The 23,685-nt window shown below is 47.7% G+C and carries 22 protein-coding genes and 1 riboswitch; of the genes, 19 read left to right on the forward strand and 3 right to left on the reverse strand.

The window, feature by feature from the left end; translation table 11 throughout:
- Positions 1 to 8 precede the first annotated feature (8 nt).
- The 7 genes from ACESON_RS14210 to ACESON_RS14240 all read left to right on the forward strand — a co-directional run bounded on the left by ACESON_RS14210 (position 9) and on the right by ACESON_RS14240 (position 7,605).
- A complete protein-coding gene (locus tag ACESON_RS14210) occupies positions 9 to 860 on the forward strand; it encodes a YitT family protein (protein WP_373110560.1) in 852 nt (283 codons plus the stop codon).
- Between the two features lie 179 nt (positions 861 to 1,039).
- Positions 1,040 to 2,152 carry a sn-glycerol-3-phosphate ABC transporter ATP-binding protein UgpC gene (locus tag ACESON_RS14215; protein WP_177958147.1) on the forward strand — a complete coding sequence of 371 codons (1,113 nt, stop codon included), beginning with the start codon at positions 1,040 to 1,042 and terminating at the stop codon, positions 2,150 to 2,152.
- Between the two features lie 159 nt (positions 2,153 to 2,311).
- Positions 2,312 to 3,400, forward strand: a complete 1,089-nt coding sequence (locus tag ACESON_RS14220) for a helix-turn-helix domain-containing protein (protein WP_177958146.1) — start codon at positions 2,312 to 2,314, stop codon at positions 3,398 to 3,400.
- Between the two features lies 1 nt (position 3,401).
- Positions 3,402 to 4,088 (forward strand): cell division ATP-binding protein FtsE, encoded by a 687-nt coding sequence (gene ftsE, locus ACESON_RS14225; protein WP_177958145.1) that lies wholly within the window; start codon positions 3,402 to 3,404, stop codon positions 4,086 to 4,088.
- Positions 4,078 to 4,986 carry a permease-like cell division protein FtsX gene (gene ftsX / locus ACESON_RS14230; protein ID WP_177958144.1) on the forward strand — a complete coding sequence of 303 codons (909 nt, stop codon included), beginning with the start codon at positions 4,078 to 4,080 and terminating at the stop codon, positions 4,984 to 4,986. The genes ftsE and ftsX overlap by 11 nt, the downstream gene beginning before the upstream one ends.
- Before the next feature lie 8 nt (positions 4,987 to 4,994).
- Positions 4,995 to 6,200: a peptidoglycan DD-metalloendopeptidase family protein gene (locus ACESON_RS14235; RefSeq protein ID WP_177958143.1), complete on the forward strand. Its 1,206-nt coding sequence runs from the start codon at positions 4,995 to 4,997 to the stop codon at positions 6,198 to 6,200.
- Between the two features lie 58 nt (positions 6,201 to 6,258).
- Positions 6,259 to 7,605 carry a S41 family peptidase gene (locus ACESON_RS14240; protein WP_373110562.1) on the forward strand — a complete coding sequence of 449 codons (1,347 nt, stop codon included), beginning with the start codon at positions 6,259 to 6,261 and terminating at the stop codon, positions 7,603 to 7,605.
- 75 nt (positions 7,606 to 7,680) lie between these two features.
- On the opposite strand, the gene ACESON_RS14245 is transcribed toward ACESON_RS14240, so the two are convergent.
- Entirely contained in the window at positions 7,681 to 8,703 is a 1,023-nt protein-coding gene (locus ACESON_RS14245) for a PTS sugar transporter subunit IIC (RefSeq protein WP_177958142.1), read from the reverse strand.
- Positions 8,704 to 8,924: 221 nt separating this feature from the next.
- On the opposite strand from ACESON_RS14245, the gene metF reads away from it, so the two are divergent.
- The 4 genes from metF to ACESON_RS14265 all read left to right on the forward strand — a co-directional run bounded on the left by metF (position 8,925) and on the right by ACESON_RS14265 (position 14,306).
- A complete protein-coding gene (gene metF, locus ACESON_RS14250; RefSeq protein WP_177958141.1) occupies positions 8,925 to 9,782 on the forward strand; it encodes a methylenetetrahydrofolate reductase [NAD(P)H] in 858 nt (285 codons plus the stop codon).
- A gap of 147 nt (positions 9,783 to 9,929) precedes the next feature.
- Complete coding sequence (locus ACESON_RS14255; protein ID WP_373110564.1) at positions 9,930 to 10,583, forward strand: Vitamin B12 dependent methionine synthase activation subunit; 654 nt, start codon at positions 9,930 to 9,932, stop codon at positions 10,581 to 10,583.
- A 40-nt stretch (positions 10,584 to 10,623) separates the two neighbouring features.
- Entirely contained in the window at positions 10,624 to 13,086 is a 2,463-nt protein-coding gene (locus ACESON_RS14260; RefSeq protein WP_373110566.1) for a homocysteine S-methyltransferase family protein, read from the forward strand.
- Between the two features lie 272 nt (positions 13,087 to 13,358).
- Positions 13,359 to 14,306, forward strand: coding sequence for a GH25 family lysozyme (locus ACESON_RS14265; RefSeq protein WP_373110568.1), 948 nt, complete (start codon positions 13,359 to 13,361; stop codon positions 14,304 to 14,306).
- Between the two features lie 178 nt (positions 14,307 to 14,484).
- Here ACESON_RS14265 and ACESON_RS14270 read toward each other — a convergent pair whose 3' ends face one another.
- A complete protein-coding gene (locus tag ACESON_RS14270) occupies positions 14,485 to 15,141 on the reverse strand; it encodes an energy-coupled thiamine transporter ThiT (RefSeq protein ID WP_373110570.1) in 657 nt (218 codons plus the stop codon).
- Positions 15,142 to 15,182: 41 nt separating this feature from the next.
- Positions 15,183 to 15,287: riboswitch (TPP riboswitch) on the reverse strand.
- 230 nt (positions 15,288 to 15,517) lie between these two features.
- Between ACESON_RS14270 and ACESON_RS14275 the strand changes: the two genes are divergently transcribed.
- The 6 genes from ACESON_RS14275 to rlmH all read left to right on the forward strand — a co-directional run bounded on the left by ACESON_RS14275 (position 15,518) and on the right by rlmH (position 20,704).
- Positions 15,518 to 16,381, forward strand: a complete 864-nt coding sequence (locus ACESON_RS14275) for a helix-hairpin-helix domain-containing protein (protein ID WP_373110571.1) — start codon at positions 15,518 to 15,520, stop codon at positions 16,379 to 16,381.
- Positions 16,382 to 16,408: 27 nt separating this feature from the next.
- Positions 16,409 to 17,107 carry a response regulator gene (locus ACESON_RS14280; protein WP_177994321.1) on the forward strand — a complete coding sequence of 233 codons (699 nt, stop codon included), beginning with the start codon at positions 16,409 to 16,411 and terminating at the stop codon, positions 17,105 to 17,107.
- 67 nt (positions 17,108 to 17,174) lie between these two features.
- The gene (locus tag ACESON_RS14285) at positions 17,175 to 17,675 is read left to right on the forward strand and encodes a GNAT family N-acetyltransferase (protein WP_373110573.1); all 501 of its coding nucleotides are present in this window, start codon (positions 17,175 to 17,177) and stop codon (positions 17,673 to 17,675) included.
- Between the two features lie 8 nt (positions 17,676 to 17,683).
- Positions 17,684 to 19,153: a hypothetical protein gene (locus ACESON_RS14290; protein WP_373110574.1), complete on the forward strand. Its 1,470-nt coding sequence runs from the start codon at positions 17,684 to 17,686 to the stop codon at positions 19,151 to 19,153.
- Positions 19,154 to 19,217: 64 nt separating this feature from the next.
- Positions 19,218 to 20,225 carry an alpha/beta hydrolase gene (locus ACESON_RS14295; RefSeq protein WP_373110576.1) on the forward strand — a complete coding sequence of 336 codons (1,008 nt, stop codon included), beginning with the start codon at positions 19,218 to 19,220 and terminating at the stop codon, positions 20,223 to 20,225.
- Positions 20,225 to 20,704: a 23S rRNA (pseudouridine(1915)-N(3))-methyltransferase RlmH gene (gene rlmH, locus ACESON_RS14300; protein ID WP_177958133.1), complete on the forward strand. Its 480-nt coding sequence runs from the start codon at positions 20,225 to 20,227 to the stop codon at positions 20,702 to 20,704. Before ACESON_RS14295 ends, rlmH begins: the two co-directional genes overlap by 1 nt.
- 15 nt (positions 20,705 to 20,719) lie before the next feature.
- Here rlmH and ACESON_RS14305 read toward each other — a convergent pair whose 3' ends face one another.
- The gene (locus ACESON_RS14305) at positions 20,720 to 20,875 is read right to left on the reverse strand and encodes a helix-turn-helix domain-containing protein (RefSeq protein ID WP_373110577.1); all 156 of its coding nucleotides are present in this window, start codon (positions 20,873 to 20,875) and stop codon (positions 20,720 to 20,722) included.
- Positions 20,876 to 20,931: 56 nt separating this feature from the next.
- On the opposite strand from ACESON_RS14305, the gene ACESON_RS14310 reads away from it, so the two are divergent.
- Together ACESON_RS14310 and ACESON_RS14315 are read left to right on the forward strand one after the other, a co-directional pair.
- Positions 20,932 to 22,257: a CitMHS family transporter gene (locus tag ACESON_RS14310; RefSeq protein ID WP_373110579.1), complete on the forward strand. Its 1,326-nt coding sequence runs from the start codon at positions 20,932 to 20,934 to the stop codon at positions 22,255 to 22,257.
- 255 nt (positions 22,258 to 22,512) lie between these two features.
- Positions 22,513 to 23,268, forward strand: a complete 756-nt coding sequence (locus tag ACESON_RS14315; RefSeq protein ID WP_373110581.1) for a hypothetical protein — start codon at positions 22,513 to 22,515, stop codon at positions 23,266 to 23,268.
- Positions 23,269 to 23,685: the final 417 nt, after the last annotated feature.

A 23,685-nucleotide genomic window follows, 5' to 3' on the forward strand; every position in this document is an offset into this window, starting at 1 on the left:
GAGAAGGTATGAATTTCAGACACAAATCTGCGGCCCGTGATTATGCGCTGATTCTGCTTGGCGCATGTATCATGGGCTTTGCCATTAAAAATATTTATGATCCGATTGGCCTTGTTACAGGAGGGGCAGCCGGTGTTGCCATTATTGTCAAGGAAAAGTTTGGGATCGATCTGTGGATCACCAATACAGCAGTGAATATTCCCCTGTTTTTGGCGGCGATCCGCCTGAAAGGCTGGCAGTTTATCAAGCGGACACTGACTGCAACTGTGGCTCTTTCCATTTCTCTGTATCTGATTCCGGAAATTCCATTTCTTATGGATGATTTACTGCTGACAGCTCTGTTTGGTGGTCTGCTTACGGGAGTAGGGGCCGGACTGGTATTCCTGTGTCAGGCAACGACGGGAGGAACGGATATGCTGGCGGCCCTGATTCAGAGAAAGCTGCCTCATTATACCATTGCTCAGATTATGCAGGTGCTGGATGCTATGGTGGTATTTGTCGGCGCCTCTGTTTTTGGTATCACCTATGCTCTTTACGCTCTGATTGCCATTTTTGCCATGGCAAAGATTTCGGACGGAATTATTGAAGGTATGAAGTTCTCCAAGGTGGCCTTTATTATCTCAGATAAAAGCGAGGAACTGGCAGAGCGGATTATGAAAGAGATGAAGCGGGGGGCTACGGGGATTTCTGCCAGAGGCATGTATTCCGGAAATCAAAAGGAAATTCTCTTTTGTGTGGTATCAAAGAAAGAAATTGTACAATTAAAAGAGCTGGTTGTTGGGCATGATTCACAAGCTTTTGTGATTGTCAGTGATGCCAGAGAGGTTTTAGGGGAAGGTTTTATCGAATTTAGACAGTAAAGGACGGGATTTCCTTAGCCGAATTTGATGTTTTCAGCAGTTTTTTTTTCAGTTAAGCAAATGTGCCAAAAAGGGGAAAATGAATTTGGGCATTTGCAATATGGCGGAAAAAATTTTTATATTGTATCATTAATACAGAAAAAAGAGATGCGAAACAGCATCAATCAGGAGGAGAAAGTATGGCCAGTTTATCATTGAGAAATGTAACCAAAGCTTACCCGAACGGGTTTGTTGCAGTAAAAGATTTTAACCTTGAAATTGCTGATAAGGAATTCATCATCTTCGTAGGACCGTCTGGATGTGGTAAGTCCACAACCCTTCGTATGATCGCAGGTCTGGAAGATATTTCTTCCGGTGAGCTGTACATCGATGGCAAGCTGGTAAACGATGTAGAACCGAAGGACAGAGATATTGCAATGGTATTCCAGAACTATGCTCTGTATCCGCATATGAGTGTTTATGACAACATGGCATTCGGTCTGAAGCTGAGAAAGACCCCGAAGGAGGAGATTGATAAGCTGGTTCAGGAAGCAGCAAGAATCCTTGACCTGTCCCATCTGTTAGATCGTAAGCCGAAGGCTCTGTCCGGTGGTCAGAGACAGCGTGTAGCTATGGGTCGTGCAATCGTTCGTAATCCGAAGGTATTCCTGATGGATGAGCCGCTGTCCAACCTGGATGCTAAGCTGAGAGGTCAGATGCGTATTGAGATTTCCAAGCTGCATCAGAGACTGAACGCAACCATCATCTACGTAACTCATGACCAGACCGAGGCTATGACTCTGGGTACCAGAATCGTAGTTATGAAGGACGGCGTAGTTCAGCAGGTTGACTCTCCGCAGAATCTGTATGACAAGCCCTGCAACAAGTTCGTTGCTGGATTTATCGGCGCTCCGCAGATGAACCTGATTGATGCTGTTGTTGGAAAGAGCGGTTCTGAAGTTACTCTGACCTTTGACGGTCACACCATCGCTCTGCCGGCAGAAAAAGGCAAAGTACTGGAGGAGAAGGGCTACAACGGCAAGACCGTTACCCTGGGTATCCGTCCGGAGGATCTGCATGATGACGAGGCTTATCTGGCAGCATCTCCGAAGAGCGTAATTGACGCAACCATCCGTGTATACGAGATGCTTGGTGCTGAAGTTTATCTGTACTTCGATGTAAACGAAGCAAACTGCACCGCTCGTGTAAATCCGAGAACCTCTGCAAGACCTGGCGATACTGTAAAGCTGGCTCTGGATCTGAGCAAGATTCACGTATTCGACAAGGATACCGAGCAGGTAATCGTGAACTAAGATATCTGTTGCATTGTATAAAATTAAGCAGGCGAGTATCATTACTCGCTTGCTTTTTTTTTTATTTTGCATTAAGATATAAGATAGGATCGTATTAAGTTTGACAGTTTTTACGGATCATCGAGATTATCAACAAATTCACTATAAGGAGCGTGCGTTATGATTTCAAATCAGATTCTTCAGACAACCATTGACGGCTTGAAGGGAATTACCAGAATTGATCTGTGTATCTGCGACACGGAGGGAAAGGTACTGGCCTCTACATTTCCAGATGCAGAGGAGTATGAAAGCTCCATTTTATCTTTTGTGGATTCTCCGGCGGACAGCCAGGTGATTTCTGGATATCAGTTTTTTAAGGTATTTGACGAGCATCAGCTGGAGTATATTTTGCTGGCCAAGGGCGGCAGTGACGATGTGTATATGGTAGGAAAGCTGGCAGCTTTCCAGATTCAGAATCTTCTGGTAGCATACAAGGAGAGGTTTGACAAGGACAATTTCATCAAGAACCTGCTGCTGGACAACTTGCTTCTGGTGGACATTTACAACCGTGCGAAAAAGCTTCATATCGAAACCAACGTAAAGCGCGTGGTATTCCTGATTGAAACCAAGCATGAAAAGGATGTGAATGCATTGGAGACGGTGCGCAGTCTGTTTGCATCCAAGACCAAGGACTTTATTACTGCAGTAGATGAAAAGAATATTATTCTGGTAAAAGAAGTAAAGACCGGAGAGGATTACGGCGAGCTGGAGAAAACAGCCAACATGATTCTCGATATGCTCAATACAGAGGCTATGACCAAGGTTCATGTGGCTTACGGTACCATTGTAGGGGATATTAAGGAGGTTTCCAGATCCTACAAGGAAGCGAAGATGGCTCTGGATGTAGGAAAGATTTTCTACAATGGCAAGAATGTAGTGGCATACAGCAATCTGGGAATTGGACGTCTGATTTATCAGCTCCCCCTTCCACTGTGCCGGATGTTTATCCGGGAGATTTTTGAAGGAAAGTCTCCGGATGAGTTTGACGAGGAGACTCTGACTACCATCAACAAGTTTTTCGAGAACAGCCTGAATGTTTCCGAGACTTCCCGTCAGCTTTATATCCATCGGAATACTCTGGTATACCGTCTGGATAAGCTGCAGAAGAGTACAGGACTGGATCTGAGAGTATTTGAGGATGCCATTACCTTTAAGATTGCTCTGATGGTTGTGAAGTACATGAAGTATATGGAGAGCCTGGATTACTAATATGATTGAAATATCCAATATCAGCAAGACCTATGAAAACGGCGGCAAGGCTTTGCGGGACATTAATATTACCATTGAGGATGGGGAATTTGTATTTATTATGGGGCGAAGCGGCTCCGGCAAATCCACCCTTTTGAAGCTGATGCTGAAGGAGGCAGAGCCGACGTCAGGTCGGATTGTGATCAATGATATGGATCTGCAGAAAATGCCGCGGCGGTACGTGCCGAAGTTTCGCCGGAAACTGGGAGTTGTGTTTCAGGATTTCCGGCTTCTGCAGGATCGGAATGTATTTGAGAATGTGGCCTTTGCCCAGCGGGTGGTGGGGGCCTCTTCCAGAAGTATCCGAGAATCTGTTCCAAGAATGTTAAAGCTGGTGGGGCTTTCATCAAAATACAAGATGGAGCCCCAGAAGCTTTCCGGAGGGGAGCAGCAGCGGGTGGCGATTGCCCGCGCTCTGATTAACCGTCCGGAGGTGCTTCTGGCAGATGAGCCTACGGGCAATCTGGATTATCAGAATGCCATAGAGATTATGAAGCTTCTGAAACGGATTAACCGGAGGGGAACAACCGTGGTTGTGGTAACCCACAGCCAGGAACTGGTAGATGAGATAGGCGGACGTGTGATTACTCTGGATCGCGGAAGGCTTGTCAGCGATGAAGTGAGAGGTGGTCATACGGATGAGCTTTAGTACATGTTGGTATTGCCTGAAACAGGGACTGAAAAATATATGCAGAAATATCTGGTTTTCGCTGGCATCGGTGGCAACGATTTCTGCGTGTATTTTTTTATTTTGTTTATTTTTCTCGATAGTTGCAAATATTCGGTTTATGGTACACCATGTAGAAAGCACGGTGGGTATTACAGTTCTTTTTGATGAGAGTCTGACGGAGGAACAGATTCTGGCTCTGGGAGATGAGATTGGCAAACGGCCGGAAATCCGGGAGATGAAGTATGTATCTGCCCAGGAGGCCTGGGACAGCTTTAAGGCGGAGTATTTTGCCGGACATGAGGAGCTGGCGGAGGGCTTTGCGGAGGATAATCCGCTGGCAGGTTCTGCATCCTATGTGATCTTTTTAAATGACATCAGTGAGCAGGAAAATTTTGTAGCTTATCTTCAGGGGATTACCGGAGTGCGTCAGGTGAATTATTCCAGTACCACAGCAGCGGGATTTTCCAGCTTTAACAAAATGCTGGGACTTTTATCTCTTGTGATTATTGGAGTGCTTCTGGCAGTAGCGGTTTTTCTGATCAGCAACACGATTTCTGTGGCAGCGGCTTTTCGCCGGAGAGAAAGCCAGATCATGCGGCTCATAGGAGCTACGAATTTTATGATTCGGGCGCCGTTTATTGTGGAAGGTGTGGTAATCGGTCTGATAGGCGCCGTGATACCTCTGGCAGGGATGTACGTGCTCTACACGAGAATGGTGGTATATCTGATGGAGCGGTTTCATATTCTGTCTAATATGCTGTATTTTATTCCCATCGGAAATATTTATCCTGTTATGGTGGCAGTGTCTATGGCGCTTGGTGTTGGAATCGGCTTTTTCGGAAGCTTTTTCACCATTCGCAGATCCCTGAAAGTGTAGGTGACAAAATGAAAGCATGGAAAAAATGGGGGCTTCTCTGGGTTAGCCTGGCGGCAATTTTTACCACAGGTCTTTTCCCTTCCTACGCAACGAAAAAGGATGTGGAGGCTGCGAAGAAAAAGGTCAGCTCTATGGAAGAGGAAAAAAAGAAGGTTGAAGCGGCTCTGAAAAATCTGGAGGGATTAAAGCACGATACCGCTGCTTATGTGAAACAGCTGGATGGCGATTTGATGCGTCTGGACCAGGAACTGGAGCAGCTTTCCGGAGATATTGCCGGAAAGGAAGAGGATATTGCCCGGACTGGACAGGAACTGGAGGCGGCAAGGGAGACTGAGGCAAAGCAGTATGCAGATATGAAGCTTCGGATCAAATATATGTATGAGCGGGGCGACACCAGCTACATGGATATGCTGCTCCAGTCAGATGATATGGCTCAGTTTATGAACCGGGCCGAGTATATCCAGAAAATTTCTGATTATGACAGGAAAAAGATGGATGAATATGAGGCAACCAGAGAAACCATTGCTGCCCATGAGGTGAAGCTGCAGGAGGAGCATGCAGAGCTTCTCAGCCTGCAGGAGCAGACTCAGGCAAAGCATCAGTCGGTGGAAACCCTCCTCTCCGAGAAGAGCAGGGAGCTTCAGGGGGTGGAAAATCAGATTTCCGCAGCAGAAGGTCAGATTGAGGAATATGAAAAGGATCTGGCTGCTCAGGAGAATAAAATCAAACAACTGGAAGCAGAGATTAAGCGGAAGGAAGAAGAGGCGAGAAAAGCAGCTGAGGCAGCTGGAAAATCGTATAAAACCGTAAATCTGGGAGATATTAAATTTATATGGCCCTGTCCTTCCAGCAGCCGTATTACTTCCGGCTTTGGCGGGAGAAGCTCGCCTACGGAAGGGGCATCTACCAATCATCAGGGAATTGATATCGGCGCCAGCAGCGGCTCTGCCATTGTGGCAGCTGCAGCCGGGACAGTGGTGGTGTCTACATACAGCTATTCAGCTGGAAATTATATTATGCTGAATCACGGAGGCGGTGTTTATACTGTGTATATGCATTGTTCTCAGCTGCTGGTTTCTGAGGGGCAGCAGGTCAGTCAGGGACAGACGATTGCCAAGGTTGGTTCTACCGGATACTCTACGGGACCCCACCTTCATTTTGGTATCCGCCATGGCGGGCGTTATGTAAATCCTCAGACGTATGTAAGTCCGTGACGGAAATAACGGCGCTCTTTTCCTGCGGAAAATCAGACAGGAGTGGCCAGAAAGACAGGTGACATATTTGGAAAACGAAAAGAAAAATAAAAACAGATTCTGGAAAGGTGTTCTGGTAGGAGCGCTGGTAACTGCTTTTGCAGGCCTGGTAATCGTGGGAATTGCAGCGGGAATTTCCATTATTGGCCATACAGTGATGGATGGACAGAGCATGGCTGGAATCATCGAGAGCTCCGGAAATCCGGAGGAGGAAGCCCTGAATCTTCAGCGAATCGGCAATAAACTGGATTTACTGGAGCAGGTGGTGGATGACTATTTTCTGTTTGAGGAGGATGTGGATACAGAGCAGATGGAAGCCGGTATTTATAAGGGAATGCTGGCAGGTCTGGAGGATCCCTACACTACTTACTATACAGCAGAAGAATACCGGGCCATGACAGAGGAAACAGAAGGCGTTTACTGTGGAATCGGCGTTCAGGTCAGTCAGAATCTGGAGACTGGAATTATTACCATTTTGAGAGTATTTCCCGGTTCTCCGGCAGAAGAGGCCGGATTGAAGAAAGGAGATATTCTCTATAAGGTAGGGGCGCTGGATGTGTATGATCAGGAACTGGATACTCTGGTTTCTCAGTATATCCGCGGTGAGGAAGGCACCTTTGTGGATCTGACGGTTTTAAGAGACGGCGAGGAGATTTCTGCTACAGTGGAACGCCGGATGGTGGAGAGCGTGACAGTGGAGGCTCAGCTTTTGCCGGATAAAACAGGTTATGTGATGGTAACACAGTTTGATCTGGTAACAGCAGATCAGTTTATTTCCGCGGTTGATTCTCTGGAAAAGCAGGGAATGGAGCGTCTGGTGATTGATTTGCGGGATAATCCCGGAGGTGTGGTGGATGCCTGTGTGAAAATGGCAGCCTATCTTTTGCCGGAGGATCAGTATGAGGGAACCATTCTCAGTACTGCTGATAAAAACGGAAAGGGCGATCGGTATTATTGTCAGGGCGGAAAGCTTCTGTTTGAGGGAAGCGGATCCAATCCAGAATATCCCATGGATGACGGACATGAGCTGGATATGCCGATTGCAGTTTTAATAAATGGAATGTCAGCCAGTGCTTCTGAGGTATTTGCAGGCGCCCTGCGGGATTACGGCATGGCAACTCTGGTGGGAACAACCTCCTTTGGAAAAGGTATTGTGCAGGCGCTCCTTCCTCTGGATGACGGTTCTGCTGTGAAGGTAACCATAGCTCACTATTATACTCCGGCTGGTCATGATATCCACAAAAAAGGTTTGGAGCCAGATGTGGAGATTGAACTGGAGCTGGATGAGGATCTGATTGGACAGTACGATGTTCCTCTGGATCGGGACAATCAGGTACAGAAAGCGATTGAGGTTTTAAAACAATAGGTATTTTAAAATAATAGAAAAAAGAAAACGCGTTTTGCAGCCGGAAAAACTGGAATGCAGAACGCGTTTTTTTCATTACAGATCCAGCTTCAAATCTCCCACCTTGATCCAGCCGATTTTTCGGAGTACTGCGCCGAAAATCAGAGTCAGGACAGCTGGAAGAAGGAAGCATACCAGAAGAATTCCCAGCCACATATTTACGCCGCCGCCCATGGCAGTGTAAATTCCGATGGGGCCAACCAGCCCGCAGGTTCCCATACCGGATCCGGCAGCAATATTTTCCAGGCGGAACAGGCATGTAGCAATAGGGCCTGTAACCATGGAGGCCAGTGTGGGGGCTATCCAGATCCTGGGGTTCTTAACAATATTTCCCATCTGCAGCATAGATGTGCCAAGACCCTGGGCTAAAAGTCCGCCCATACCGTTTTCACGGAAACTCAATACAGCAAAGCCAATCATCTGTGCGCAGCATCCGGCCGTGGCGGCGCCGCCGGCCAGACCGTCCAGACTCAGCATGATACAAATGGCTGCGCTGCTGATTGGAAGGGTCAGCGCAATTCCAATAAGAGCAGAAACCAGCATTCCCATAAAGAACGGCTGCATCTCAGTTGTGGTTTTTACCAGATTGCCGAAGGCAGTCATAAAGGCAGAAACTCCAGGGCCTACAAACTGAGCAACCAGCACACCGGAAATAATGGTAACGCCGGGGGTAACGAGAATGTCTACCCGTGTTTCCTTGGAAACGATTTTTCCCAGCTCAGTGGCAACGATTGTGGCTAACAGAGCGCCTACAGGGCCGCCCAGAGCATTTCCTGCAATTCCTACAGTGGCAGCAGAGAAAAGAACCAGCTGGGGCGCATGAAGGGCGTAGGCAATAGAGACACCTAAAGCAGCGCCGGTTGCACTTTTGCAGTATTCTGCAATGGTCTGGAACAAAGCCACCTGGGTTTTATCCCCAAGGGTTCCGAAAATGGTTCCGATGAGCAGGGATGCAAAGAGACCAAAAGCCATTGCTCCCATGGCATCAATGAGATAGGTTTTGACAGTAATGTTGACGTTTTTCCGTTTCAGAAATGCTTTTACGCCTGTCTGTTCCATAATAAAATCTCCTTTGTATGGTATTGTGGGACATAAAGGCACACATTTGACTTCCCAAGTCAAAGCAGTTGAAAGTTATCTTACCATAAAATGAAAAAAATGCAAATAAATCGTGGAAAAAGTTAATAAATTAACAAACTACGCCATGGAAAATCGGAATCTCTTATGCTATACTTGTTCTAATTATGGGGCGGGGGACAGCAGAAAGAGAGGAGCAGAAAATGAAAATCAAAGACTTACTGGCAAAGGGAGAGCCGACGCTTTCTTTTGAAGTATTTCCTCCAAAAACGGAGGACAAACTGGAATCAGTGGAGGCAGCGGCGCTGGAGATTGCCGGACTGCATCCGGCATTTATGAGCGTTACTTATGGAGCGGGAGGGGGAACTAGCCGGTATACGGTGGATATTGCTTCTTCTATTATGAATCACGGAGTAACGCCTCTGGCACATCTGACCTGCGTATCTTCTACAAAAGAAAAGGTTCATGGCGTACTTGAGGAACTGAAGGATCGGGGAATTGAAAATATTCTGGCGCTGCGGGGAGATATTCCTGCAGATGGAAAGGTGGAAAAGGATTACCAGTATGCGTCTCAGCTGATTGCAGAGATTAAGGCTGCAGGAGATTTCTGTATTGGCGCAGCCTGTTATCCGGAGGGTCATGTGGAGTCCGTGAATAAAACAGCGGACATTCAGCATCTGAAGGAAAAGGTGGAGGCCGGCTGTGATTTTGTGACGACGCAGATGTTTTTTGATAATAATATTTTATACAATTATTTATACAGAATCCGGGAAAAGGGAATTATGGTGCCGGTGATTGCAGGAATTATGCCAGTGACAAATTCTGCTCAGATTAAGCGGATATGCTCCATGTCAGGAACATATCTTCCCTCCCGGTTTAAGGCAATTGTAGACAGGTTTGGAGACAATCCGGCGGCTATGAAGCAGGCTGGCATTGCCTATGCTACAGAGCAGATTATCGATTTGATAGCGAATCATGTAAACGGAATTCATGTATATTCTATGAATAAGCCGGATGTGGCGGCACAGATTAAGAACAGCCTTTCTGAGATTGTGCGGTAAAGGATGCAGTAAGGGCAAAAGCAGGCAAGTCCGGAAGGAACTTTGGATAGGGCAGCCGGAAAATGCTAGGAGAGACGCAGAAAAGACAGCCGGGAAATACTGAGGCGAGATTGCGGATAAAGCAGCAGAAAAAGGCAGGACAGGAATATGAATGAGGGTGTTTGGAAATGGAACCAGGCAGAGATTTTACGTTATCTTGGCTGCAAGGGACAGCCGGTTCCAGAAAATGTAGAGTTTCTGATTGAAGAATGCAAGCGGGAGCTGGAGCAGTGTGCCGCACCCCGGGCAGTCTGGCGGGAATTTCCGCTGGAGCTGGAGGGGGATGAAATACGGATAGGAGCCATCACAGCAAGAAGCCGCAGCCTGGGGCGGAATCTGAAAGACTGTACAGGGGCTTTGCTGTTTGCAGCGACTCTTGGCAGTCAGGTGGATATCATGCTGCATCGGTACGGAAAACTGCAGATGAGCAAGGCCGTGGTATTTCAGGCAGTCTCAGTTGCCTTTCTGGAGGAATTCTGTGATGAAAAAAACAGGGAGCTGAAAGAGGAATATCAAAAACAGGGGCGATACCTGCGCCCGAGATTCAGTCCCGGTTATGGGGATTTTTCTCTGGAATGTCAGAGACAGCTGGTACCTGCTCTTGATTTGGGAAGGAGAATCGGCGTGACCCTGACAGACAGTCTTTTGATGGCGCCCTCCAAATCCATAACAGCAGTAATTGGAATCAGTGATATTCCTGTAAGCTGTAGAATTCAGGGCTGTGAAATCTGCCAGAAAAAAGACTGTGTATATCGGAGATAAGAAAGAGAGATGCGGGCAGGAAAACCGCGGAAGGGAAAATATGAGTATTTTACAGGAATTAGAAAAGAGAATCCTGTTTTGTGACGGCGGAATGGGAAGCCTTCTGCAGCAGGCAGGGCTTAAGCCGGGAGAACTGCCCGGTGTCTGGAATATGACCCATCCAGAGGTGCTGGTGCAGATTCACCGGGATTATCTGGAGGCAGGGGCAGATATTGTGACCACCAATACATTTGGGGTGGATCGGCTGAAATATAATGAACATACGAAGTATCCATTAAAGCCGGTGGTTGAGGCTGCAGTGAAAAATGCCAGAGAGGCCATTGCTCTTTCTGGGAAAAAGGCATATGTGGCTCTGGATATGGGCCCGACAGGAAAGCTGCTGAAGCCTCTGGGGGATCTGGAGTTTGAGGATGCGATCAGCTTGTACCGGGAGGTGGTAGAAGCAGGGGTGGAGGCAGGCGCAGATCTGATTTTGATCGAAACCATGAGCGATACTTACGAGACAAAGGCAGCAGTGCTGGCGGCAAAGGAGGCCTGCAGTCTTCCTGTATTTGTGACAGTAACCTTTGATGAGAGAGGAAAACTGCTCACTGGAGGAAGTCCGGCTTCTGTGGCAGCCATGCTGGAAGGTCTTGGCGTTGATGTTTTGGGAATGAACTGCGGTCTGGGACCGGCACAGATGCGGGAGATTTTGCAGGAGCTTCTGGCGGTTTCCTCTATTCCCGTTATGGTCAATCCCAATGCAGGCCTTCCCCGCAGTGAAAACGGGGAAACGGTGTATGATATTGACGCAGAAGAATTTGCGGCTATCATGGAAGAAATTGTGGATATGGGAGCGCGGATTGCAGGCGGCTGCTGCGGTACGACGCCAGAGCATATTCGAAAGGTGTATGAACGCTGCAGGACGAAAATACCAGTTCCTGTTATCAGGAAAAGGCGAACGGTGGTATCCTCCTTTGCCCAGGCAGTAGAAATCGGAAAAACCCCAGTAATTATCGGGGAGCGGATTAACCCTACAGGAAAATCGAAATTTAAACAGGCTCTTCGGGAACACAATCTGGAATACATTCTTCAGGAGGGTGTGACCCAGCAGGAGAATGGTGCTCACGTGCTGGATGTAAATGTAGGGCTTCCGGAAATTGACGAGCCGTCTATGATGGAAGAGGTGGTGCGGGAGCTGCAGAGCATTCTGGATCTGCCCCTGCAGCTGGACACCTCGGATCCGATTGCTATGGAGCGGGCCATGCGGGTCTATAATGGAAAGCCGCTGATTAATTCTGTCAATGGAAAAGAGGAGTCTATGAAGGCTGTATTTCCTCTGGTTAAGAAGTACGGCGGCGTGGTTGTGGCTCTCTGTCTGGATGAAAACGGAATTCCGGAAACAGCAGAAGGAAGGCTGGAAATAGCCCGGAAGATTTTCCGCAGAGCGGAGGAGTATGGAATTGGACCGGAAAATATTCTGATTGACGCGCTCTGCCTGACAGTAAGCTCTGACAGTAAAGGAGCTTTGACAACTCTGGAAACCCTGCGCCGCGTCCGGGATGAACTGGGAGGAAAAACCATTCTGGGTGTTTCTAATATTTCCTTTGGCCTGCCTCAGAGAGAGATTATCAATAGTGCTTTCTTTACAATGGCTATGGAGTGCGGACTGAATGCTGCGATTATAAATCCCAATTCAGAAGCTATGATGCGGGCATATTACAGCTTCCGGGCGCTGATGGATCTGGATCCTCAGTGCGGGGAGTATATTCAGAAATATGGACAGCAGAACAGAGCCGGAACACAGACAGGCAGTCAGTTTTCAAAATCCCCGTCGTCTCCAGAAGGAGCTTCTGTGGAAGCGGCGGCCAGGGAAGGCGGCCCAGCAGAAGCCCTGGAGACAGGAATTGAGAAAGGACTGCGGGAACAGGCATCGGCTGCAGTAGGTGAGCTTTTGAAAGAGAAGGATGCTCTGGAAATCATTAACAGTCACATGATTCCAGCCCTGGATCGGGTGGGAAAGGGATTTGAACAGGGAACGCTGTTTTTGCCTCAGCTGTTAATGAGCGCGGAAGCGGCCAGAGCTGCCTTTGACATTATCAAAGAAAAAATGGCTGCAAGCGGAGTAAAGCAGGAAAGCAAGGGTTCGATTATTCTGGCAACGGTTAAGGGTGATATTCACGATATTGGAAAAAATATTGTGAAGGTGCTGTTGGAAAATTACAGCTATGAGGTATTGGATCTGGGAAAGGACGTGCCGCCGGAACGAATTGTGGAAGAAGCAGTAAAAAATCAGGTTCGCCTGGTGGGGTTGAGCGCTTTGATGACAACAACGGTTCCCAGCATGGAGGAAACCATAAGACAGCTGAGGGAAAAGGCTCCCTGGGCTCGCGTTATGGTGGGAGGAGCTGTTTTGACCCAGGAATATGCAGATACTATGGGGGCGGATCGATATTGCCGGGATGCGATGGCCTCGGTGGCATATGCAGAAGCATTGTTTGGTAATCAGGAAAAACAAGAATAGACAGCTTTTCTGTCACAGTATAATTGTAATAAAAATGTAATGAACATTTCATTGTTTTTTATCAGAAAGTGTCCTATATTGAAATCAATGTAACTGTTCAGGACGGGGCATCTTCTTGTCCGGCAAAGCCGAACAAGAAGCATCGGAGATTCCTCCGATGTGAGAGCTGGCAGGAAAACCCGCTTGCAAGCAAGCTTGACACGAATTTTTCTGCCAGATCTCCCGCCGTCCTGAACAGATACAATTTGTCAATTAGGAAAGGATGAAGGCATATGTTCAGAAAGAGAGGGAGACTGCGGAGGGCTGCAGCAGCGGGACTTTGTGCCCTTATGGCGCTGCAGACGCCGGTAATGACTGCCCGTGCGGAGCTTCCTGAACAGCTGACTGTGACGAACGGACAGTTTATCCGGGCCAATGGAACAGCTGTGGAGGGGGCGCTGGCAAAGGGCGTTACGATTTCAAAGTATCAGAATAAAGCAGGGGAGATTGACTGGAATCAGGTTCGCGGGGACGGCGTAACCTTTGCGATGGTTCGGCTGGGCTATCTCAATGATCTGGATCCGTATTTTGCAGCAAATATGCAGGCTGCGTCAGCCCACGGAATCCGAACTGGCGTCTTTTTCTATACCCAGGCGTTAGATGAGGAGACAGCAAGGCAGGAAGCCCGGTTTGTTCTGGAGCAGATTAAGGATTATCCCGTTTCCTATCCGGTGGCCTATGATGTGGAGTCTCAGTATCTGCTGGATATGGGAAAAACGCCTCAGGAGATTACCAGTCAGGTGAATGCATTCTGCCAGGTGATTGCAGAAGCCGGTTACAGACCGGTTGTGTATGCAAATAATGAGTGGCTGACCAGACATATGGATACATCCCAGATTCCCTATGATATCTGGTATGCCCGATATGAAACATCGGTGAACGAATATCCCAACCGCACAATCTGGCAGTACACCAAGGACGGAACGGTTGCGGGAATTACGGGGAAGGTCTGCATTGAAATTGCCTTTGCCGATTACACTCATTTATTTCCGGGAACTGGATGGAGACCGATTAACGGAAGCTGGTACTACTATGAGAATTACCAGAAGAAAACAGGATGGCTTCAGCTGGGAGAAAACTGGTATTATCTAAAGGAAGATGGAAAAATGGCTGTAAATGAAAGCTGTCAGATTGGTGATGTGATGTATTCTTTTGCAGAAAACGGTGTGTGGATTCCGTGACAAAGAGTTATCAGCGAGGGAAGCTCTGATGCTTCCTGATGGTTTTGCCGGACAAGAGGATGCCCCGTTCTGAACAATTACAGAATGTGAAAAACAGCAGTTCTGGTATAAAATGATACCGGTCTGCTGTTTTTCCATTTCAGATGAGGGTATTGTTATAAGAAACAGGAGTTTTTTCCTACCCCTGCGCCAGTGCCTTGATTTGTGTCAGGCCTTTTTTTACCGGCGGAAGAGAGATGACGATAAGCGTCAGGATGCCTTCTGCCAGAATATAGGAATAGTTATAGACAATCGGGTAAAGCATAGCCAGCTGCTGGGGGAAATTCTCCGGCATATAGTCCATCCAGTAGAGATAGCCGCCAATGACGTGAAACAGGCCGCGAACCAGAATTCCCAGGAGATATCCTTTGACCAGACCGTTTTTTGATTTGGAGAACAGTCCGGCAAGCCCCAGTCCTGCAAAGGCCAGAACATAGTCACAGCATACCTGGAACAGGGAAAGGACATAGGGTTCCTGAATAAACTGAAGAATGCCATAGGCCAGGCCGGTCATGATTCCGGCTCGAACTCCGTACCAGTAACCAATCAGACAGATAAAAAGCATACTGAACAGTGTGACAGAACCGCCATAGGGCATTTTGGGAATCAGGCGGATGTAAGAAGCAATGTAAGCAAGGGCCATGGCAGTTCCGCAGAAAACCAGCTGTCTGGCAGAGATTTTTGTTTTTTGATTCCGGGAGATCATGCCGGCAATAAAAAAGAAAAGAGCAGCAGCCAGAATGCTGAGTCCATAGCCAAGAGCGGTCAGGCCGCCGTCAGCAGTAACAATTGACATAAAAAAAGCCTCCTTTGTGAATAACAGCACAGGGGGACTTTACGGTAAGTATCATGCTTCCTTACGCCGGTATGATCCGGATCAAGTGATGAGGGTCAGGCGAAAGCCGCCATTCTCAGCCAGTAAAGGCACCCCTAGCGTGTTGTATAGAATATGACGGCAGATATTAAAAACGCCGTTTATGAAAAAAGTATACTCTAGGGTAAAAAGATTGTCAAGCTGTTGCCGTTCAGCCATGCATCTTCTTACCTGCTTACAGCGGACAAGAAGCGCCGGACTGAACGATTACTCGAAAATACCGCTTGTATTTGCAGGGGGATTTCGGTAGAATAGAATCAGGCTGAATTGGGATTCTCTCCGGAACGGAGGGAAAACTATGAATCAAAACTTATCGGAAAGCAGAACCTGGATGAAAGCGGTCAGATGGCTGGCACTGGGATTGGTGTTTGCAGTAGGAGGCTGCTGTTACAGCTGCAGAACAAAGGATTCTCCTGTGGCAGAAGAACGATTTTCTCATGCAGAGGGTTTCCTGGAGGAAGAGGCATTTACAGAAAGTGAAGGCGGCACAGACAAAGCTGCCGAAGAAAAACAGGCGAAAGTTTCAGATGGGCTTTCTGAAGAAAAACAGGAGGCAGCTGCCGACGGAGCTTCCGAAGAAAAAAAGATGGGAACTGCAGAGGCGGCTTCAGGAGAAGATCTGACGGAACGAAGAGAGACAGGCGGAAGGGATTCTGACAGTGGGGATACCTCCTGCTATGTTTATGTCTGCGGTCAGGTGACAAGTCCCGGCGTTTATAAGCTGGAGGAAGGACAGCGGATTTTTGAGGCTGTGGAGCTGGCAGGCGGTTTCACCGAAGAAGCAAGGCCAGAATATCTGAATCTGGCAGAGCCGGTTTTTGACGGGATGAAGATTCTTGTCCCGGACGAGGCGCAGGCATCGGATCCTTCCTGGAACGGACAAATCGGGTCAGATACGGTTCCGGAAACTGGCGGAAGCGGCTTTGGAGCAGCAGATGCATACAGCCAGGACAGAGGGGCTGTTCCGATGAAAAAAGTAAATATTAATTCAGCTTCTAAAGAAGAACTTATGACACTGACAGGGATTGGGGAGTCCAGGGCAGCGGATATTATCCGCTACCGGACAGAACAGGGGGCTTTTTCAAGGATTGAGGATATTATGAATGTTCCTGGAATCAAGGAGGCTTCTTTCCGAAAACTGAAGGATCAGATTGAGGTATAAATAGAGCGTTTGGCAGGAGAGAGAGTAATGGCAAAGATTCTGGTGGTAGATGATGAAAAACTGATTGTAAAGGGGATTCGTTTCAGCCTGGAGCAGGATGGAATGGAAGTAGATTGCGCCTATGACGGCGAAGAAGCAATTAATCTGGCAAAGCAGACGGAGTATGATGTAGTACTTCTGGATGTGATGCTGCCTAAATATGATGGATTTGAGGTGTGTCAGGCAATTCGTGAGTTTTCAGAAATGCCAGTGATTATGCTGACGGCCAAGGGCGGAGACATGGATAAGATTCTGGGACTGGAATACGGTGCAGATGATTATATTACAAAACCCTTCAATATCCTTGAGGTGAAGGCGCGTATCAAGGCAATTATGCGCCGCAGCTCGAAAAAGTCGCGCAGAGGCGGTCAGGCAGAGACAAAGATGATCACAGCTGGAGATTTGAAGCTGGATCGGGAGGGCAGAAGAGTTTTTATCGGAGAAAAGGAAATCAATCTTACAGCGAAGGAGTTTGACCTCCTGGAGCTTCTGGTGTGCAATCCCAATAAGGTTTACAGCCGGGAAAGCCTTCTTAGCTTTGTCTGGGGAAATAAGGCATCTGAGTCTGGTGATGTGCGGACGGTGGATGTACATGTGCGCCGCCTGAGAGAAAAGATTGAGCCAAGTCCCAGCGATCCCAAATATGTGCATACCAAATGGGGCGTAGGGTATTATTTCCGCGCATAGGGTTCGTTTTGAATAGTTGCGTGAAGCATATGAAATACTATCAGGAAAGAGACAGAGGATATGCAGGATGGAAATTTTAATTAGAAAAGTTAAGCTGGAGGATCTTGATGCAGTAACTCAGGTGGAGGCGGTTTGCTTTCCGAAAGCAGAAGCGGCGCCCAGGGAATCCTTTTTACAGCGGATTTCCACATTTCCGGACAGCTTTTTTGTGGCGGAAAAGGAAGGAGAAATCATCGGATTTATCAACGGATGTGTAACCGACAGCCGGGTAATCTTTGACGAAATGTTTGAGGACGCATCATATCACAAGGAGGACGGGATTTATCAGAGTATTTTCGGCCTGGATGTGATTCCGGAATATCAGCATCAGGGACTGGCTTCCCGTCTGATGGAGCATCTGATTGCAGACGCTCAGGAAAAGGGCAGAGAGGGTCTGATTTTGACCTGCAAGGATCGTTTGATTGGCTTTTATGAGAGATTTGGCTACAAAAATCTGGGACTGTCCCAGTCGGTTCACGGCGGAGCAGTCTGGTATGATATGATTCTGGAATTTCCCAGAGAAAAGTGAGGGATCTCATGGAAAGAAAAAAATGGAGAAAACGTTGGAGGAGACTGGATAATACGGCGAAAATTTTCCCGGTTATTGCCAATGAGCAGATGAGCCAGGTATTTCGCATTTCTGTGACTCTGAAGGAGCCGGTGGATCCGGACATTCTGCAGCAGGCGCTGGAGGATATTCTGCCCCATATCAGGAATTTTCGGGTGAAGCTGCGCCGGGGCCTGTTCTGGTATTACTTTGAGGAGAATACCAGGATCCCCAGGGTACAGCGGGAGAATACCTATCCCTGCCGGTATCTGGATCCTCATGGAAGCCAGCGTTTTCTTTTCCGGGTTTCCTATTATGGGAACCGGATTAATCTGGAGGTGTTTCATGCGCTGACAGATGGCCTGGGGGCTGCGAATTTTCTGAAAAGCCTGACTGCCCAGTATCTGAATCTGAAACGAGGAGAGGCTTCTGATGAATGGACCTCGGAGGATGATCGGGACGAGGCACAGCTTCGTTTTCATACAGAGGACAGTTATCTGGAAAATTATCGGGAAATGAAGCATAAAAGCTACAGCTCGCGTCCTGCCTATCGCCTGGAGGGGGCGTATCTGCCTCTGGGAACTGGTCAGGTGCTTCATGGCTATGTGAATCTGGCGCAGCTGAAGCAGGTGTGCAAAAGCCACAAGGTCAGTGTGACAAAGTATCTGGCAGCTGTTCTGATCTGGTCCATCTGGCAGGAGTATCTTCGCGGAGGAGCAGGAAAGCTTCCTGTGGTTTTGAATCTCCCCATTAATTTGAGGGCCTTTTTCGGTTCTGAGACGATGGCGAATTTTTTCGCGGTAACGATGATTGGACAGCTTTTTTCAGATCCTCACATGGATTTTGATACGCTTCTTGGAAAAATCAGCCGGCAGATGGATCGGAAAATTGACAAGGAAAAGCTGGAGCAGAATATTTCCTATAATGTGTCAAATGAGAAAAAATGGTATTTAAGGGCAATTCCCCTGTTTATCAAAGCTCCGGTTCTTCGGATGATTTTCGGAATGAAGGATCGGGCCTATACCATGACTCTTTCCAATATTGGCCCCATATCAATGGATCCGCAGTACAAAGAGGATGTTAAGCGGTTTCATATGATGATCGGCGTTTCCAGAAAACAGCCGGTGAAATGTGCAGTCTGCGCCTGGGGAGATGAGGTGGTTGTCACTTTTACATCTGTTTTTGCAGACAGCTGTCTGCAGAAGAGATTTTTCAGAAAGCTGAGACAGGACGGAATCTCTGTGCGTTTGGAGGGAAATGAGCTGTGTGCAGCCAGAAAGCGGGATATGTATCCGCGAATCCGCAAGATTCTGATTCTTCAGAAGGGCGGCGAGGAGAAGGCAGCCCGTTTGGCCCGGAAAGTAGGACGCACCGGCGGAACGGCAGCCAGAGGCATTTTTGAATATGCAAGCGGGCAAAGAAGCTGGGAGGATGAACTGAAGCGCAGATTTCATGTATAAACAGAAGACATCATAGGGATTGCAGAGAAAGACAGAATAAGTATGACAGGCAGCAGGTGAACGGATGAGAAAAGAAAAAGTCAGTTTGCGGGGCAAGGTGGTGCGGGACATGATGAAAAATATGATGGACTCGGCCATGGGACATAAGTTTCAGACAGGAGAATACCGGGCAAATCCGGTGGAGCCTGCCTGGATCTGCCCGGCAGATTACGATTATGAAATTATTGAGCTGGGGGACTGCAAGATGGAATATCTTCGGCCCTCCGGTGTTTTTACAGGCAGAGTGATTCTGCAGCTTCATGGGGGAGGCTATATTGGTCCCATGAAAAACACGTATCGGGATTTTGCCATGCAGTATTCCAGGCGGAGTCTGGGAGGCGATGTGCTGACGGTGGACTACCGGGTTGCGCCCAGGTTTCCTTTTCCGGCGGCTTTGGGAGATGCGGTGGCTGCTTATGGCTGGCTTTTGGAGGAACGCCATTATGCTGCAGAGAAAATCATTGTGGCAGGCGATTCTGCAGGGGGCGGTCTGGCTCTGGCCCTTGTTTTGTACCTTCGGGATCACGGACTTCCCATGCCAGGTGGAATGGTTTTGATGTCTCCGTGGACTGATCTGACCTGCAGCGGAGAATCCCATACTTATAATTTTGAGCGGGATCCTCAGTTTGGAGGGACCAGAGAAAATATGCTTTATAACAGTCCTTATATTGGAAATGCGGATCCGAAGAATCCTTATATTTCTCCTGCTTTCGGAACCTACGAGGGCTTTCCTCCGGTGCTTTTGCAGGTGGGAAGCGAGGAAGTACTTCTTTCGGATACTCTGACTGTGGCCGGAAAGCTGAAGAGAGCCCACAGAAAGGTACGGCTGTCGGTATATGACGGAATGTTTCATGTATTCCAGATGGCTATGCGCCTGATTCCAGAAAGCCGGGAAGCATGGGATGAGGTCAGCCGTTTTCTGGAAATTATCTATGGAATAGAACAAAAAAGAGAAGGACGTCCGGTTCGGGTAGTAAAATCCGGAAGGAGAAGGAAACGGAAGACGGGAAAAATGCGGGAGAGACAGGGATAGTGAAGATTACAGTAATTGCAGTTGGGAAGATCAAAGAAAAATTTTATACAGATGCCATTGCAGAATACAGCAAACGGCTGAGCCGTTATTGCCGGTTGGAAGTGATTCAGGTGGCAGATGAAAAAACGCCGGACGGAGCCAGTGAGGCTCAGGAACGGCAGATTAAAGAAAAAGAGGGGAGCCGGATCCTGGCGCAGATTAAGGACGGTGCTTATGTGATTGCCCTGGCTGTGCAGGGAACCATGCTGAGCTCTGAACAGCTGGCCAGTAAGCTGAATAAGCTGGGGGTAGATGGTCAGAGCCAGATTGTTCTGATTATCGGAGGCTCTCTGGGGCTTTCTGACGAGGTTCTGAAACGGGCGGATTATCATCTGAGCTTTTCTCCCATGACATTTCCTCACCAGCTGATGCGGGTGATTTTGCTGGAGCAGATTTACCGCAGTTATCGAATTATCAGCGGAGAACCGTATCACAAATAATAGCTCGAAACGGTTCTAGGGGACAAAACGGTATCCCAGTCCCCGAACCGTAAGAATATGAGCAGGCTTCTGACGGTCATCTTCAATCTTGCTTTGGAGGCGATTGATATAGACCATGATGGCATTATCATCTACGGCGACAGAATTGCCCCAGACAGCTTCATAAATCATATCTTTTGTAAAAATCTGTCCCGGATTCTGGAGAAACAGAAGAAAGGAATGAGACGATGCTTGCCATGCTTGGTTTTGCTACGATCGTCATGATCATTGTACTGCTGCTGCGGAATATCACCGTACCTGTCATTGCGTTTATTGGCGTATCAACGGTTACCGCACTGATTTTGGTTCTGACAGGAACCTATTCCATCAATGAGATGGGAGAGTTTATCGCTGAGGGTGTAAAGGGCGTACACTCTACAGCTGCTCTGTTTATTTTTTCCGTTCTGTTTTTCGGAATTATGACAGATGTTGGAATGTTTGATCGTATTATTAATGCATTAATGAAAAGGGTAGGAAACAATGTAGTAGGGGGTGCTCTGATGACCTGCATCATTGCAATGATTGGACATCTGGATGGAGGCGGCGCTTCCACATTTCTGATTACGCTTCCAGCTATGCTTCCTGTGTATAAAAAGCTGAAAATGCGTCCAACTACACTGCTGTTAATCTGTGTAACAGCTATGGGAGTTATGAATCTGCTTCCGTGGGGCGGTCCGACTATGCGATCTGCATCTGTCCTTGGTATTGATGCAAATGTACTGTGGATGAAGCTTCTTCCGATGCAGCTTGTAGGTATTGTAATTGCTTTGATTACTGCGATCTTCTGGGGAACTGTGGAGAAAAAGCGCGGAGCAGGCGAAAACAGTACCCTGATAATCGAGGGATACGAGGATACCGAAGAGATGGCAGAGACAACAGCAGACAATGGACTGGCAAGACCAAAGCTGTTTGTATTTAATCTGATTTGGACTTTGATTATTATTCTGGCACTTGTGTTTGTAAAGGTTCCGTCCTATTATATTTTTATGGTAGGATGTGTGGTTGCTCTTCTGGTAAACTATCCGGGAGCAAAGCTTCAGGGAAAAATTATTAAATCTCATGCAGGCCCGGCTTTAACTATGGCCTCAACCATTCTGGCTGCAGGTGTGTTCCTGGGTGTCCTGGAAGACAGCCAGATTATGAATCACATGGCAACTATGCTGGCATCCATGATGCCCCAGTCTATGGGACGTTTCCTGCCGCTGATTATTGGTGTACTTTCTGTACCGCTTACATTGATGTTCTGTACAGACTCCTATTTCTATGGTTTGCTTCCGGTTCTGATAGGTGTAGGAAACCAGTTTGGTGTGGATCCGGCTCACACAGCAATTACCATGGTAGTATGCCGCAATTGTGCAACTTTTATCAGTCCGGTTGTTCCGGCAACATTTCTGGGAATCGGACTTGCGGGAGTTGAAATCAAGGCTCATATTAAGACCTGCTTCTTCTGGATCTGGGGCGTCAGCATTGTATGTCTGATTGCCGGATTGGTTCTGGGAGTGTTGACTATCTAATTGAAAAAGGCATACAGAGCATCGGACCTCCATACCGATATCTGTAATCCCCATGCCAGAGAAAAGGGAGAGCAGCCTGCTAAGGGGCTGTTCTCCCTTTTTTCTGCAGACAATAAATGATTTGAGAAGTTTCCGGAAATTTAATAAAACTGAAAGATTTCCGGGAGGGTAGAGCCATTGCGGTTTTCCAGGTGTTTTTGTATAATACATATAAATGACAATGTGGAACCAATAGTTTTTAAAGGAGGTTTTACCATGAAAAAGAGCGGAATTTGGAAAAAACTGGTTGTGGTGGTGGCAGCGGCAGCTCTGTCAGCAGCCTCTGTTATAAGCGTATGGGCGGCAGCAGAGCGCTTGGATACAGTGGAGAATACCTACTGGGATGAGGAGGATGATACCATAGCCCGGTGGGATGAGGTGGAGAATGCCTATGAATATGAGGTTTATCTGTACCGCAACGAGCAGAAAACTTCTTCAATCAAGACGAAAAAGGACTATTATAATTTTAAGAAAAAAATGACTGCAGAGGGCGACTATACTTTCAAAGTTCGCGCCCTTGCAAAGAATCGTTCTAAAAATTATCGGGACGGCTACTGGTCTGAGGAGTCTGATACCTGCTATATCAGTGAGGATTATGCAGAGCTTTTGAAAAATGGAGGTAAGATCGATACGGATCATTCCGGACCGGGAGTTTCCGGAGACAGCTCGGCGGAGGTAAAAGAGACAGACACGATCAGTGTAGTGTACAAAGCTGAGTGGATTCCCACGGCAGATGGCCGCTGGTGGTACCGCAATTCTGATGGAAGTTATCCGGCGGGTGGCTGGTGGAGAGAACCGGGAACGGAAATCTGGTATTATTTCGATGCAGAGGGCTATATGAAAACTGGCTGGATTGAGGAAAACGGTGTGAAGTATTACTGTCAGCCTTCAGGCGCTATGGTGACAGGGGATCAGACCATCGATGGAGTCCTTTATCATTTTGACAGCTCCGGAGCCCTTCAGCAATCATAAGGTTTCCGGTATTTAGATAAAGTACAAGAATAAATCACCCTTCCTGTCATATATTTAATATCAAAGAATGTTTTTATGTCATAGGAAATTGCATCCTATGACATAAAAACGCTCCGCGAGGATCGCCATGCGTCGGAAGAGAATTTTGTCGCAGAAGCGACCCGCCGCAGGCGGAGAAGCTCGCAAGCGAGCTTCTTTCTTGTCATAGAAAATTGCGTCCTATGACATAAAAACGCTCCGCGGGGAACGCCATGGGTTGGAAGAGAATTGGCTGATGAGACGACCCGCCGCAGGCGGAGAAGCGCGCGAGCGAGCTTCTTTCTTGTCATAGGAAATTGCATCCTATGACATAAAAACGCTCCGCGGGGAACGCCATGGGTTGGAAGAGAATTGGCTGATGAGACGACCCGCCGCAGG

The sequence above is a fragment of the Lachnoclostridium sp. Marseille-P6806 genome, from assembly GCF_964238185.1.
GTDB lineage: Bacteria > Bacillota > Clostridia > Lachnospirales > Lachnospiraceae > Brotaphodocola.

Coding starts and splice junctions, on each gene's coding strand:
- ACESON_RS14210 (WP_373110560.1), top strand. CDS start 9: ATGAATTTCAGACACAAATCTGCGGCCCGTGATTATGCGCTGATTCTG.
- ACESON_RS14215 (WP_177958147.1), top strand. CDS start 1,040: ATGGCCAGTTTATCATTGAGAAATGTAACCAAAGCTTACCCGAACGGG.
- ACESON_RS14220 (WP_177958146.1), top strand. CDS start 2,312: ATGATTTCAAATCAGATTCTTCAGACAACCATTGACGGCTTGAAGGGA.
- ftsE (WP_177958145.1), top strand. CDS start 3,402: ATGATTGAAATATCCAATATCAGCAAGACCTATGAAAACGGCGGCAAG.
- ftsX (WP_177958144.1), top strand. CDS start 4,078: ATGAGCTTTAGTACATGTTGGTATTGCCTGAAACAGGGACTGAAAAAT.
- ACESON_RS14235 (WP_177958143.1), top strand. CDS start 4,995: ATGAAAGCATGGAAAAAATGGGGGCTTCTCTGGGTTAGCCTGGCGGCA.
- ACESON_RS14245 (WP_177958142.1), bottom strand. CDS start 8,703: ATGGAACAGACAGGCGTAAAAGCATTTCTGAAACGGAAAAACGTCAAC.
- metF (WP_177958141.1), top strand. CDS start 8,925: ATGAAAATCAAAGACTTACTGGCAAAGGGAGAGCCGACGCTTTCTTTT.
- ACESON_RS14255 (WP_373110564.1), top strand. CDS start 9,930: ATGAATGAGGGTGTTTGGAAATGGAACCAGGCAGAGATTTTACGTTAT.
- ACESON_RS14260 (WP_373110566.1), top strand. CDS start 10,624: ATGAGTATTTTACAGGAATTAGAAAAGAGAATCCTGTTTTGTGACGGC.
- ACESON_RS14265 (WP_373110568.1), top strand. CDS start 13,359: ATGTTCAGAAAGAGAGGGAGACTGCGGAGGGCTGCAGCAGCGGGACTT.
- ACESON_RS14270 (WP_373110570.1), bottom strand. CDS start 15,141: ATGTCAATTGTTACTGCTGACGGCGGCCTGACCGCTCTTGGCTATGGA.
- ACESON_RS14275 (WP_373110571.1), top strand. CDS start 15,518: ATGAATCAAAACTTATCGGAAAGCAGAACCTGGATGAAAGCGGTCAGA.
- ACESON_RS14280 (WP_177994321.1), top strand. CDS start 16,409: ATGGCAAAGATTCTGGTGGTAGATGATGAAAAACTGATTGTAAAGGGG.
- ACESON_RS14285 (WP_373110573.1), top strand. CDS start 17,175: ATGGAAATTTTAATTAGAAAAGTTAAGCTGGAGGATCTTGATGCAGTA.
- ACESON_RS14290 (WP_373110574.1), top strand. CDS start 17,684: ATGGAAAGAAAAAAATGGAGAAAACGTTGGAGGAGACTGGATAATACG.
- ACESON_RS14295 (WP_373110576.1), top strand. CDS start 19,218: ATGAGAAAAGAAAAAGTCAGTTTGCGGGGCAAGGTGGTGCGGGACATG.
- ACESON_RS14305 (WP_373110577.1), bottom strand. CDS start 20,875: ATGATTTATGAAGCTGTCTGGGGCAATTCTGTCGCCGTAGATGATAAT.
- ACESON_RS14310 (WP_373110579.1), top strand. CDS start 20,932: ATGCTTGCCATGCTTGGTTTTGCTACGATCGTCATGATCATTGTACTG.
- ACESON_RS14315 (WP_373110581.1), top strand. CDS start 22,513: ATGAAAAAGAGCGGAATTTGGAAAAAACTGGTTGTGGTGGTGGCAGCG.